Here is a 13,098-nt window from a genome sequence, read left to right on the forward strand (position 1 = left end):
GCTTTGCCATGTTCGTATCCCTTCAAAGGTTCGGGAAACACCTTAGCTGACTGTCCGGTTTCCTGGGACCACTTCAGACCTCATCCGCTGACCTTCGTCTCTGGCCGCGGCTTTTCAAAATGCCATTCTTGAAGGCCAGATAGAAATTTGCACTCGGTCACACGCAAACGGGGCGAAAAACCTCTTTGATTACAGGCGGCAACCTCAAAGGTTGCTAGCTCACTGTTTGATTTTCCGAACCCACTTCCGCGAGCAAAATCTGCCGAATTGAGCTTTCAATTTTGACTTTTCCAAATGTTGAAGCATCTCGGAAAACTGACTTCGTTTCGCATTCGAAGCAAATCAAGTCATGCTGACGGCCGACAACTTTTAGACCAACTGAACTTTCCCCGACATGGACCACATAGACCTCGCATGCTAGGTTCGCGCCTGCTTTCACCGGCGCATGGAATTGTAGGTCCATAGAGACAAAAGGCATGGCCGTGTTTCTTTCCGTGAGTAGAAAAAGCCAGCCCCGGCCTGAAAGCAAATCGTCCCAGAAAGTCTCGATCGCTTCCAGCGCGAAATTCGTGATCCGGCCAGTAAAGGCGATTCCCAGCTGGTCACAGTCGCCAAAGAAAATCCTGCGTTCGAAGGCAAATCGTGGTTTAAATTCTGTTTCTGGTACATTCATTGCAGCGTTACGGGCTCAACATTTCTTTGTCTCTGGTGCGTGACAGCGATAGGAAGGAATAGTTTTCCGGTCATTATGCCATGCGCCGGAACTCGGCGGGGGTCGCGCCTGTCATTTTTCGAAAAGTTCGACTAAAATGACTCTGATCTGCAAAACCGCAGTCAAGCGCGACCACTTTCAGGGGGGCATTACCCTTTCTCAGCATCTCCTGGGCCTTCGATATTCGCTTGCGCAAAACATATGCATACGGTGCCAACCCAAACTCCGCCTTGAACTGACGCGAAAAGTGAAACTGGCTGAAACCGATAGATGCGGCCATGTCTTCCAGACTGAGGTTTTCACCTAAGCAGCTTTCAACGAGATCGATGATTCTCTGCCTTTGAGCAGGGCTGAAGTTCGAGTTTGCGTCGCTGGTCAAAGAGACCTTGGCGTACTGACGCAGAAGGTGAACGGCGATCTGGCTGCGCAGGGCGTCGATGATCAATCTCTGGCCGATTCCACCGTTCTTTAGCTCATTCTCTAGCAATTGGATGCAGTTCAGGATACAGGGGTCCTTCGCAGATAGCCAATCATTGATCTCAATGGACTTCGGGTCACGATCAAAGACCGAAAGGGCCGCGTTTTCGAGTTCACTGTGACTGAGATAGACGTGTCTAACCGTGATAGGCTCGGACCAACTCCAAGTGGATTCCTCTGCACGCGTGAGCAAGGAAATCCTACCTTTCTCTACGCGCGCGCTTTGCCATGGGCCGCCACTCGTGCGGCGCATAGTGGTTGGCGCGCCATCATATGCAACAATCATATAGTCGCGCATGGGGGGAATTGCCGCGTCTTGTCGCTCATAACGATAGCCCTTCAGGGTAATGCCGTTCCAGTTGCACCCGGAACTGTCCAACGTAGTCGTGCCGGGAATCCATTCGGGTATCCGGTCCGGTGATATGAGCAGTCTTTCCATCTTGGCCTCCCTGAACTTTTTCACGATCGTCCGCTTGAGCTGAAATTTCGGCTTAGGTCGTCTCGCGCATCCGCGGTTCTTCTCGAACGATATTCGCTTGAGTCAATCTATCGATTTCAGCTTCTGTCAGTCCAGCCTCGCTAAGCAACTCCCTACTATGCTGCCCGAAGCGAGGCGGTGCCGCGCGAACCGCTCCGGGGGTACGCGACAAGCGTGCTGGCACGCCGGTGCCGCGGTAGGTGCCAACTGATACCACCATGCCGCGATGTCGGGTGTGTGGATGCTCCAACGCTTCATTCACATTCCGAACGACTCCGGCGGGAATCCCAGCTTTCAAAAGCACCGGCTCAAGTTTGAAGGCGTCATGTTGCACCAGGCACTCTGACAAGACCTCTGTCATCTCTGACCGATGCGCAAGACGCGCGGCATTGTCGGCAAATCGTGGATCGCAGGGCACCTCAGGTAGGCCAAGCACGTCACAGAGTTTTGCGAACTGACCATTGTTACCGATAGCCAGATAGAGTTTGCCATTACTTGTTTCGAACATGTCGTATGGTACGATATTTGGATGCCCATTGCCGGTCGCCATTGGTATCTGTCCGGACATGAGGGAATTAGCCGCTTGGGGATGCATCATGCTGATCGCGCAATCATATAGCGGCACTTCGATGGCTTGGCCCAATCCGGACCGGCCCCGTTCCAAAAGTGCGGCGAGAATAGCGTTACAGGCGATCAGACCGGTGCCGATGTCCACGATGGGCGTACCCATGCGTGTCGGGCCTTCGGAGGGATTGCCGTTGATGCTCATGAGGCCCGTCATAGCTTGTACCACGGCGTCATAGCCGGGAAAACCGCCAAGTGGGCCATCGGAACCAAATCCAGTCACGTGGCAGAGTACCAGTCTAGGAAAACGTGCCCTGAGAACATCATCATAACCAAGCCCCCATTTTTCAAGAGTACCAGACTTAAAATTGTGAACTAAAACATCCGCATCCTGAAGAAACCGCAAAATCAGGTCGCGCCCTTCCGGTTGCTGCAGATCGATAGCGATGGACCGCTTGTTGCGGTTGGCGCCAGAGAAATAGGCGCTGAGTTCATCATTGAAAGGCGGGCCCCAACTGCGGGTCTCGTCGCCCAGAGGCGGCTCCACCTTGATGACCTCAGCGCCATGATCCGCAAGCATTTGGGTGCAGTAAGGCCCGCCCAGCACGCGGCTGAGGTCGACCACCTTGATCCCGTCCAATGAGCCAGCCATCAAAGCGCCTCCTGATAGAGGCGCGACACATCTTCGGCTGTCATGTCGCGCGGGTTGGTCTCCAGCAATCGCGTGATACCGGTCACGACCTCATTAGCCATTCCGGGAATGGCTGCCTCGGTCACTCCGACACCAGAAAGTCGAGACTCAAGTCCGCTTTCGACTAGCATCCGTTCCATCTCGTCGATCAGGCCATAGGCCGCAGCCGCATCAGAGTTGAAAGGCCGCGAGGGCAGTAGTAACCGCGATAGACGAGCATATTCAGCTTCTGCAACGGGCATGTTGAACCTCATCACTGGTCCTGCGACCAGAGCGTTTGCGTGCCCGTGAGGAACTTTGAAACCTGTTCCCAGTGGGTATGACAAGGCATGAATCGCCCCCACGCTGGCATTAATGAAGGCCATCCCAGCCAGTGTCGCCCCCAACAGCATGGCCTCTCGCGCTGACAGGTCCGAAGGCGTTTCCATGACGATTGGTAAGTTCTGACCGAGAAGCACCAGCGCTTTGTCCGCCATTCCATCGGAAATGGGATTCTTTCTGGTGCGACTGGTTACTGCCTCAATGGCGTGAACCATTGCGTCTAACGCCGTGGCCGCTGTGATGTGACGAGGCATTCCCAATGTTAGCTTTGCATCTAGCAAGGCAACGTCAGGCAGAAGCTGCGGTGCATATACCGCTTTTTTTTCGTGGCTTTCCGAAGTCAGCACGGACACCCATGTTACCTCTGATCCGGTCCCTGCCGTGGTTGGCACCTGGATCAGTGGCAAGCGTTTATCGGTGACCTGATTGATCCCGATCATGTCCGTAATCGGTTGATCGTTGGCTACCGCCGCTGCGATGACCTTGGCCGTGTCCAGTGAACTGCCGCCGCCAAGTCCGATGATTCCGTCAGCACCAAAGGCCCGCGCGACCTCTACCGCGGCCTCGACGACAGCGATCGGGGGGTCCGCTTCGACTTTATGAAAAATCTCAACCTCGATGCCAGCAGCCCTAAGTGCGGCGGCTGCCTCGTCCGCAAAACCACAGGCCAATATGCCCGGGTCCGTCACGACCAGCGCACGGGTGCAAGACAAATCTTGCATCAGGCTGCCGATCCGGCCAAGCCCACCGCTCTCGCAGACGATCCTCGGGGTGGAAAGGAAATTGAAGTCCATAGTTTGTCTTCGCTCCTGTTAAGCTGCTGCAGTGCGGATCATATTCCGCGCGATCAGTATTTGCTGAATCTGGGTTGTCCCCTCGTAGATGCGGAAGAGACGCACATCGCGATAGAAGCGCTCGACCGCATATTCGGCCATGTATCCTGCACCGCCGTGGATTTGCACTGCGCGATCGGCCACTCGACCTACCATCTCACTGGCAAACATCTTGCAGCAGGCAGCATCAGTCGACACGTTCTGACCAGCGTCCTTGCGGCGTGCTGTTTCTTCGATCATGCAACGCGCTGCGAAGGCCTCGGCGCGACTGTCAGCCAGCATGGCTTGGATCAGTTGCTTTTCAGCGATGGGTTCACCGAATTGTTTGCGTTCCATCGCATAGGATAGGCTGTCACGGATCAGCCGTTCGGCGGCGCCCACACAGACGGCAGAAATATGCAGTCGGCCCCGATCAAGGACTTTCATTGCCGTTTTGAAGCCCTTGTTCAGACGGTCCGGCCCGCCGATGATGTTCGAGGCAGGCACGCGGACATTGTCAAGGATGACGTCGCATGTGTGCGAACCCTTCTGCCCCATCTTCCTGTCAGGCTGGCCAAGCGTTATGCCCGGCGTCCCTGCCTCGACGAGAAAAGCGCTTACGCCGGCAGAACCTTTCACCTCTGGACTGGTCCGGGCAAAAACCGTGAATAGATCGGCACGCGGCGCATTGGTAATGTAGCGCTTCGTGCCGTTCAGTAGGAAATCGTTTCCATCACGCCGCGCAGTGGTGCGCAGACCGCCAGCATCCGAACCAGCATCTGGCTCGGTTAGGGCGAAGGATGCGATCATATCTCCGGAGGCGAGAGCTGGTAGATACTTCGCCTTCTGCTCGTCGGTTCCATCGATGATGATTCCCTGCGAGCCGATCCCGTTGTTTGTGCCAACTAGCGACCGGAACGCAGGCGAAGCCTGGCCAAGAACGAAAGCGGCTTGCACTTCCTCTATCATCGACAAGCCAAGCCCGCCGAAATCCTCCGGGATCGACATGCCGAAAAGGCCCATCGTGCGGATTTCATCGACCAGCATAGGCGGAATCACATCTTCATCGGCGACGCGATCCTCGTAAGGGATTAGTCGCTCTTTCACGAAGCGGTCGAGCGCGTCGAGAAACTGGGAAAGGGTATCTGTATCAAGGGCCATTATGCTCTCTATTGTTCAGGGTGCGACCGCCGCAACGCGGCGGACAAGATCGACAAGGCGGTGCGCGACGTCGCTTTCGATCCAATCGCGCGTAAGGGTTTGCGAAGGACCGCCGCAGTTGAAGGCAATGATGGGTGAGCCGTCCGTCGGCACGAAGGGCACTGCTACTGCGTTCACATCACGCTTCCACTCCGTGAAGGACGTGCAATAACCGTACTGTTGGTAGTCTTCGATAGCTGCTTCGATTCCGGGCTGCACATTCGGCCAGTTGTCACCCTCATGTTCCTCCACAAGGGCCAGAATTCTGGCCTGCTCATCCGGGCCGTGTGCCGCTATGCAGGCGCGACCAACCGCGGTAGTGGCCAGTTTAATATGGGCACCAACCTCAATCGCCAGCGTGACGGCGTTGGTGCCCTTGCACCGCTCTAGATAGACCATCGATAGTCGGTCACGACTGGCCATGGCCACCGGCATACCTGTGTAATCTGCTAATTCCTGCATAAAGGGCTTTGCGAGTTGCCGCAGCGGAATCCCTGCAAGGCAGGAGAAACCCAGCGAAAGCACTGGAGGGGCCAGTCGATAGCGTGCTGTATCCGGATCGTAGCTGAGGTATTCCAGCTTGTTCAGTGTATAGGCCAGCCTTGAGACCGTCGATCTGCTCAGGCCAGTGCGCTCGGCCAACTCACCGTTCCCCAGAGCTTCCCCTTCCCGCCGAAAGGCCCGCAACAGCTCCAAGCCGCGCGCCAACGCCGTGACAAAATCGCGGTCCTGTCTCTCGGCGTCCTTGGTGCGGTCTTTCCTTGGTCTCACGACATCCCTCCTCGGGAAGAATTATGCGTCTTGAAACACATCTAAACGATCGATAACGTCCGCGTCAATACTGCGGTAAACTTTACCGCTATGCGGAAAACTAAGGTCGTCCATCTGGTCCCCTTCGTGCCGGATCCTGCGGATGACACAACTAAGCGAGGTCATAACGCCATGAAAGAAATGAATTATCCGACCATCCAGCACCTCATCGGACAGGACTGGATCGCTTCTCCCACGCCGGAGGATCGCGCAGTCATAAACCCTGCAAACGGGCAAACTATCGGACAGATTCCGCAGGCTAGCGCCGCAGATCTGGACCATGCGGTTCACTCCGCCGAATCAGCTTTTCGCCAATGGAAAAACAGCTCTCCCATGGAACGAAGTGCAATTTTGCGACGGTTTGCCGACCTGCTGCGCCAAAATGACAGACTGATCGCTGGCTGGATCACTCTCGATGAAGGCAAGCCTCAGGCTGAGGCCTTGGCTGAGGTCCGCGCCTCAGCTGACCACGTCGACTGGCACGCCGAGGAATGTCGGCGCATTTATGGGCGCATCATTCCATCGCGCAGCCCAGGGGTACAGCAGCTTGTCGTGCGCGAACCGATAGGCGTCTGCCTTGCAATCACGCCTTGGAATTTTCCGCTGAGCCAAGCGGTACGCAAGGTCGCGGCGGCGCTTGCGTCAGGTTGCACGATGATCTTGAAAGGCCCGGCAGAGGCTCCGGCGGGCTGCATGGCAATTGCGCGCTATCTGCTGGATGCAGGCTTGCCCGAAGGCTGTCTGAACCTTGTCTGGGGTAATGCGGCCTTCATTTCGGAAACTCTTATTGCGCGCCCCGAGGTGCGCAAGATCACCTTCACCGGTTCGGTCGAGGTGGGCAAGCATCTGGCAGAATTGGCTGGCCGCCATATGAAGCGGGCGACGATGGAACTCGGCGGTCACGCGCCCGTATTGGTGTTCGACGACACCGATGCCACGGCCGCGGCGCGCGCCTTGGCGGTCAACAAGCTGCGCAATGCAGGCCAGGTGTGCATCGCCCCAACCCGGTTTTACGTACAACAAGGCATCTACGATCGATTTCTGTCCGAACTAGTTTCAGCATTTGAGAGCGTAAAGGTGGGCGCTGGTTTAGCCGAAGGCACGCAGATGGGACCATTGTGTCATCGCGGACGCGTGAATGCGATGGAAAAGCTCGTCGAGGATGCCCGCGAAAACGGCGCACGGGTGTTGACGGGAGGCAAAAGGGTTGGGAATCATGGTAGCTTCTATGCCCCGACAGTCGTCGATACGCCCAACGACGACATCGACTTGATGCGCGAAGAACCCTTCGGCCCGATTGCTGTCGTCTCGTCTTTTCGTGAAATAGAGGACGGACTGTCGCGGGCCAACGGGCTACCCTTCGGGCTGGCGTCCTATGTCTTTACCAATTCGTTGGAGCGTGCAGATAAAGCAGCTGCGGGTTTGCAGGCAGGTATGGTAAGCATCAACCAGTTCGGCCTGGCTCTGCCCGAGACTCCGTTTGGCGGCGTAAGAGACAGCGGCTATGGGACTGAAGGCGGGACAGAAACCTTCGAAGGCTATCTCAATACCAAATTTATCTCGCGCAATCGAGCGCCAGTGCTGTGAGGATGCCCATGCCTATTGAATTAAGCTTCTCAAATGGCGCAGCAATTCTGACCATAGACAATTCGCCGCTTAACCTAATCAACGCGGAGGTTCGGGCTGGAATACAACACTGTATCTCCCAAGTCCTCGAAACTGGCGCTACCAGGCTGATTATCACCGGTGCAGGAACGACGTTCGTCGCGGGCGCGGATGCGAAGGAATTCGGACAGTTGCCTGTTGATCCACAACTAAATGACGTGCTGTTGCAACTTGCGCACCTTCCGATTCCGACTATCGCAGCCATCAACGGGGCTGCGCTTGGTGGGGGACTAGAGATTGCTCTGGCTTGCTGCTATCGCATCGCCTCAACTTCTGCCAAACTGGGCTTGCCAGAGGTAAACTTGGGGATCGTGCCTGGCGCAGGGGGAACCCAAAGACTGCCGCGACTTATCGGTATTGAAGCTGCGCTTGACATGATTGTCACCGGGAAGGCTGTTTCCGCCGAGCAGGCACTGAAAATGGGACTGATCCAGCTGCTAGCCGATGACCCGCTTGGCGCGGCCATAGCTCTCGATGACGATGTACTTGAGGCGGCACAGGCACCCGACAATCTTCCTTCACCAAAGCCAAACCACGTCGCAGCGGAAGTCGCCCGAGCGCATGTAGCACGGCGTATGCCTGGCCAGAATGCCCCGCATGTTGCGGTGGACCTGGTCGCGGCCAGCGCGATGACGCCGCTGCACGACGCACTGGCCAGCGAGCGCGCTGCGTTTTTGGACCTTCGTGCCTCGGATCAGGCGCGGGCCCTTAGGCACGTTTTCTTCACCGAGCGTACCGCAACCAACAAGGGGCGCACCTACCCCCGACCTTCCCGAGATGCTGAAACCGCCATCGTGGTCGGTGGTGGCAATATGGGAGCAGCTATTGCGTACACGCTAGCGACCGCAGGGATCTCGGTGACTGTCGTCGAACGCAGTGCCTCGTCCGCAGAGTGGGCCAGAGAAAACCTGCAAAAGCTGATTGATCAGGGTATCAGTCGCGGCATTCTGTCCCCCGATGCGGGAAAGGCGGTTGAGGACCGGCTGGTTACGGTCTCAGGCTATGACGCTCTGCCACCAACCGATCTAGCAATCGAGGCGGCCTTCGAGGATTTTGCGGTCAAGAGCGCGATCTTGACCGAACTCGAAGGTGCTCTGCCGCCCGAGACGATTATTGCCACAAACACATCCTATCTCGATGTAAATCGGCTTTCTGATGGGTTGAAGCACCCAGCACGCTTTGTAGGGATTCATTTCTTCAGTCCTGCGCATATTATGAAGCTTCTGGAAGTCGTCAGGAGCGACCGAACGTCAGACGATACATTAGGTGCAGCATTTGTGCTGGCGCGCAGGCTTGGTAAAATCCCGGTACTGTCTGGTGTTTGCGATGGCTTCATCGGAAACCGAATTTTGTCTAGCTACCGTCACGCCGCTAATCGCCTTCTGGTGAAGGGGGCTATTGTCGACGAGATCGACGCGGCTATGCGCGGATTCGGTATGGCGATGGGTCCATATGCTGCACAGGACATGTCGGGGCTGGACATCGCCTACGCGAATATCCGTCGCAAGGCCGCTGCAGAAGGGAACTGCTGTGGTCACGTGCCCTTGGTCGAGCGGCTGGTCGAAAAGCACAAACGCCTAGGACGCAAATCGGGCGCCGGATGGTACGACTATGGGCCGGACGGCAAACCCTCACCTTCGGAGCTGGTCGCTAGCGAAATACTCCGTGTCTCAGAAGAAATGAACTTCACTCGCCGGGAGTTCTCAGCTGACGAAATCGTAGAAAGGCTCTTGCTCGCAATGGTGGCGGAAGCCTGCGATATCCTTGACGAAGGCGTCGCAGAAAAACCGCAAGACATCGACCTAGTAATGATTCACGGCTACGGATTTCCCCGCTGGCGGGGAGGCCTGATGCACCACGCCAAAAATATCGGCAAGGATCGGTTGGCCGCGCTCTTTAGCGCGCTTGTCAGAGAGGATCCTTGCGACTGGAGGGTGCCTCGTAATTTAGAAAGGGTTTTCGCGACCTGACGGTCAAAGTCCCGCGCCATAAGGCGCTGCCCCAGCAACTTAACACAGTGCATCTTCGTCTCGACGCGGCTTAGGCGGTGATGGTCTTCCAAGACTTTGCGTTCTTACCTGGTGGGATAACGGCGTGGACGCCACGGTCCGCAATCGCGTCCTGGCATTTTCGTGTGTCATACGCACCGTCAGCCGTGACACTGCTGGTCTGCCGGGATCTGTTCAAGAAGGTTGGGTAACACTGGAGCGTCACCGATGTGGCTCCCGGTGATCTGAACAGCGCGCACTTCCAACGTTTGCTCGTCGATCCCGAGGTGGATCTTGCGCCAGACCCGTCGCTTGGGGCCGCCATGCTTGCGGGCATGCCACTCACCTTCAAGCTTGATCCCCGTGCTGTCCACCAACAAGTGCAACGGCCCTTTGGAGCCGCGATACGGGATGTTCACGGCCAGGGTCTTCTGGCGCCGGGACAGGGTGCTGAAGTCGAGCACCGTCCAGTCGAGACCGATCAGCCGCAACAGGCTCTCGACGAACCCGGTCGCCTGTCGCAAGGCCATGCCGAACAGGACCTTCATCGAAAGACAGGTCTGGGTCGCGGCGTCGCTGTAACTCTTCTGCCTGTCGGCACGGCCTCCCAGCTCATCTCGGGGTCAAACCAGATCGTCAGCGAGCCACGGCGCTTGAGCGCTTCGTTATAAGCGGGCCAGTTCATGGTCTTGTATGTCGGGGTTGTCGGTCTGCTCATGCACCTCAGCTACCACGCTGGATTCATAAGATGAGTCCGACACGGGATTTGTGCATGCATGCCCCCATTGGTGCAAGTGATTTTTTGAACGGCGCGAGCGTGTGATCGGGTGCGGTCATGTATCAGGCCTCTGTGTGCGGCGCTGATGTAACCGCGGGCCGGTATGGCGATGCGCGGACCAGAGGCATATCAACAAACCGAGCTCGGTGGCTCCTGCACAAATGCTGCTTTCTCTGACCCGGATCTGATCGATCCTTTGCCCTTACTTTTCAGTGACCTCCTCACACTCCCAACTTACCGGGACGTCGTGGCATGCCGTCTTCGCTATGCCATCGCCGCCACCGGATTCCGGTAATCCTCTTGTTTCATTATGATGGCCCAGAGGCCACGCGCCATCTTGTTGGCCAGCGCAATCGCGGCGACCCATGCGCGGCTTGCGGGTTAGTAGGCGTTTCAGCCAGCCATTATTCGGTGTGTCAAACCGCTCGACAGCCTGGAGGACAGCCATAGCGCCAGAGACCAAGAGTGTCCGGAGTCGCGCTGTCGCATCTTCGAGGTCTTCCCGAGCCGGGCTTTGCCGCCCGTCGAGTGCTGCTTCGGCACAAGCCCAAGCCAGGCGGCAAAATCGCACCCGCGCCGGAAGGTGGCCAGGTCACGGGCAAATGTCTCGATCGCAAGCGCCGTGACAGGAACCACGCCCGGCATGGTTTGTGTTCGGCGCACCAAGTCGGCTTTCTTGGCGGCACATCGCATCTTCGCGTCAAGCTCTGCAACACGCGTATTCAGCCCCTCAATCTGCCCCAGATACATCCGGCCGAGGTCACGAACCTCAGCATGCAGCGCGGTGTCATCACCTGCGATTGCGTCCGCGAGTCGCTTGAGATGGGCAGGCCCGCGGGCCGCGACCAATCCGTGTTCGGCGAGGTGGCCGCGTAAAGCGTTGATCATCTGGGGGCGCTGGCCGACAAACATCTGCCGCGTGCGAAACAGCATGGCACGGGCCTGCTGATCTTCCGTCTTCACTGCGAAAAAGCGCATGGTTGGACGCAATGCAGCCTCCAAGATGGCCTCTGCATCGGTCGCATCATTCTTCTGGCGTTTGACGAACGGCTTCACATAGACCGGCGGTATCAACCGCACGTCGCACCCCAGCTTCTCAAATTCGCGGCCCCAGCCATGCGCCGTGGCCACGCCTCCATGGCGATCATGCATTTGGGTTGCTGTGCCACGAACGCGAGAAACTGGCCTCGTGAAAGCTTTTTGCGAAACGCGACTGACCCATCATTGTACGCACCATGCAACTGGATAACGCGCTTTGCCAAGTCGACACCGATAATTTTAATTTCGGACATAGATGCTCCTTCCTTCTGTGATGGCTTTTAACGCTCATCATAGTGGCACATTGCGATGCCGTCGGGAGGGGGTATCCACGCCATCAACAGAGCCTAGTAACGGGCATATCTGCCTCACGACAGGCTGAGCACGATCATACTATTTCCAAAGCAGGATTGTTCAATACATGGCGCATTTTTCGCCCTTACTCTGAGATAATTGGCGTATGCCGTTGACCGTTTGACGTCTTCGAGATTGGCGACGTCAGTTGGTGGCTTTGCCAAATGTTATGCTTGGGAGGATAAACATGGAAATCAGTAGAGAAGCCGATACGCTGCGGGCGCTTTATCAGAATTGGACCGATCAGATGGTCGAGAACCCAGACCTGACGATCGCGAACCTGCGCAGCATGTTCGATGAATGGGGGCAGCCCGCACTAGAGCCGGAAAACGTTAGCTACAAAAGCGATCATGTCGGAGGAGTTGAGGCTATCTGGGCCCTACCAGCCGGGGCAGATACCTCGCGTGTAATTGTTTACACTCATGGTGGCGGCTTTGCCGTCGGCTCAGCCGATAGTCATCGAAAAATGGCAGGGCACCTCGCTAAGGTGCTTGGGGTTACGTCGGTGATCCTGCACTATCGGCGCGCACCCGAGCACCCATTTCCGGCGCAGATCGAAGATGCAGTAGCCGCATACAAAGCGCTGCTGGATAAGGGTTTCAAGGCAAGAAATATTCTGACGGCTGGCGACAGTGCTGGCGGCAATCTTGCCATCGCCAGCGTGCTGAAGTTACGCGAACTTGGGTTGCCACTGCCCGGAGCGGTCATCGCCTATTCGCCCTGGCTCGACATGGCGATGCGCGGGGAAACACTGGAAACCAACGCGGAAACCGATGCGCTAGTCGGCAAACCGATCCTCGAAGCGATGGCGGGGATGTTCCTCGGTGAAGGCACGGATCCGCTTAATCCGTTGGCCAACCCGCTGGAGAACGATTTCACCGGTTACCCGCCGCTTTATATCAATGCCGGAGGGGCTGAGACGCTTAGGAGCGATGCCGAGCGGTTGCACGAAAAGGCCAAGGCACAGGGCGTAAATGTGACCCTGTCTATCGTCGAAGGCATGCAGCATGTCTTTCCCGCGCTTTCGGGACGCGCGCCCGAGGCGAACGAGGAACTTGGTCGCATCGCCGCATGGTATCAGGCCCTCTGACACCTGTACTCGCACTGCATTGCGGTGCGGTGCGGTGCGGTGCGAGAGAAACCCCTACGACACATTCATCTGCCATCTCACCCGCAAACTGCGGGGCGGAGCAGTCTTACTCTGGGAGGA

General features: G+C 57.0%; 9 protein-coding genes and 2 pseudogenes. 3 read left to right on the forward strand and 8 right to left on the reverse strand.

The features are described 5' to 3' along the window. Positions 1-214: 214 nt before the first annotated feature. From RBB42_RS19930 to RBB42_RS19955, 6 genes are all read right to left on the reverse strand, one after another. Entirely contained in the window at positions 215-673 is a 459-nt protein-coding gene (locus tag RBB42_RS19930) for an acyl-CoA thioesterase (RefSeq protein WP_007120589.1), read from the reverse strand. A gap of 73 nt (positions 674-746) precedes the next feature. Further along, a complete protein-coding gene (locus tag RBB42_RS19935; protein ID WP_232786404.1) occupies positions 747-1,628 on the reverse strand; it encodes a helix-turn-helix domain-containing protein in 882 nt (293 codons plus the stop codon). A 52-nt stretch (positions 1,629-1,680) separates the two neighbouring features. Continuing rightward, complete coding sequence (locus tag RBB42_RS19940) at positions 1,681-2,883, reverse strand: CaiB/BaiF CoA transferase family protein (RefSeq protein ID WP_088672647.1); 1,203 nt, start codon at positions 2,881-2,883, stop codon at positions 1,681-1,683. Beyond that, positions 2,883-4,037 (reverse strand): iron-containing alcohol dehydrogenase, encoded by a 1,155-nt coding sequence (locus tag RBB42_RS19945; protein WP_017467063.1) that lies wholly within the window; start codon positions 4,035-4,037, stop codon positions 2,883-2,885. Before RBB42_RS19945 ends, RBB42_RS19940 begins: the two co-directional genes overlap by 1 nt. A gap of 18 nt (positions 4,038-4,055) precedes the next feature. Further along, positions 4,056-5,216 carry an acyl-CoA dehydrogenase family protein gene (locus RBB42_RS19950; RefSeq protein ID WP_017467064.1) on the reverse strand — a complete coding sequence of 387 codons (1,161 nt, stop codon included), beginning with the start codon at positions 5,214-5,216 and terminating at the stop codon, positions 4,056-4,058. A 15-nt stretch (positions 5,217-5,231) separates the two neighbouring features. Next, the gene (locus tag RBB42_RS19955) at positions 5,232-6,026 is read right to left on the reverse strand and encodes an IclR family transcriptional regulator (RefSeq protein ID WP_017467065.1); all 795 of its coding nucleotides are present in this window, start codon (positions 6,024-6,026) and stop codon (positions 5,232-5,234) included. 171 nt (positions 6,027-6,197) lie between these two features. Between RBB42_RS19955 and RBB42_RS19960 the strand changes: the two genes are divergently transcribed. Together RBB42_RS19960 and RBB42_RS19965 are read left to right on the forward strand one after the other, a co-directional pair. Next, complete coding sequence (locus RBB42_RS19960) at positions 6,198-7,652, forward strand: NAD-dependent succinate-semialdehyde dehydrogenase (RefSeq protein WP_232786403.1); 1,455 nt, start codon at positions 6,198-6,200, stop codon at positions 7,650-7,652. An 8-nt stretch (positions 7,653-7,660) separates the two neighbouring features. After that, positions 7,661-9,700 (forward strand): FAD-dependent oxidoreductase, encoded by a 2,040-nt coding sequence (locus RBB42_RS19965; protein ID WP_232786402.1) that lies wholly within the window; start codon positions 7,661-7,663, stop codon positions 9,698-9,700. On the opposite strand, the pseudogene RBB42_RS19970 reads toward RBB42_RS19965, so the two are convergent. Then, positions 9,688-10,436, reverse strand: a pseudogene (locus RBB42_RS19970) (IS5 family transposase); the annotation flags it as partial. The gene RBB42_RS19965 and the pseudogene RBB42_RS19970 overlap by 13 nt on opposite strands. A 324-nt stretch (positions 10,437-10,760) precedes the next feature. After that, positions 10,761-11,788 (reverse strand): annotated as a pseudogene (locus RBB42_RS19975) (IS110 family RNA-guided transposase). Between the two features lie 287 nt (positions 11,789-12,075). Here RBB42_RS19975 and RBB42_RS19980 point away from each other — a divergent pair. After that, positions 12,076-12,978 (forward strand): alpha/beta hydrolase, encoded by a 903-nt coding sequence (locus tag RBB42_RS19980; RefSeq protein ID WP_071974447.1) that lies wholly within the window; start codon positions 12,076-12,078, stop codon positions 12,976-12,978. The last annotated feature ends 120 nt before the right edge of the window (positions 12,979-13,098 follow it).

This window comes from Mameliella sp. MMSF_3455 (assembly GCF_030733205.1).
Classification (GTDB): Bacteria; Pseudomonadota; Alphaproteobacteria; order Rhodobacterales; family Rhodobacteraceae; genus Antarctobacter.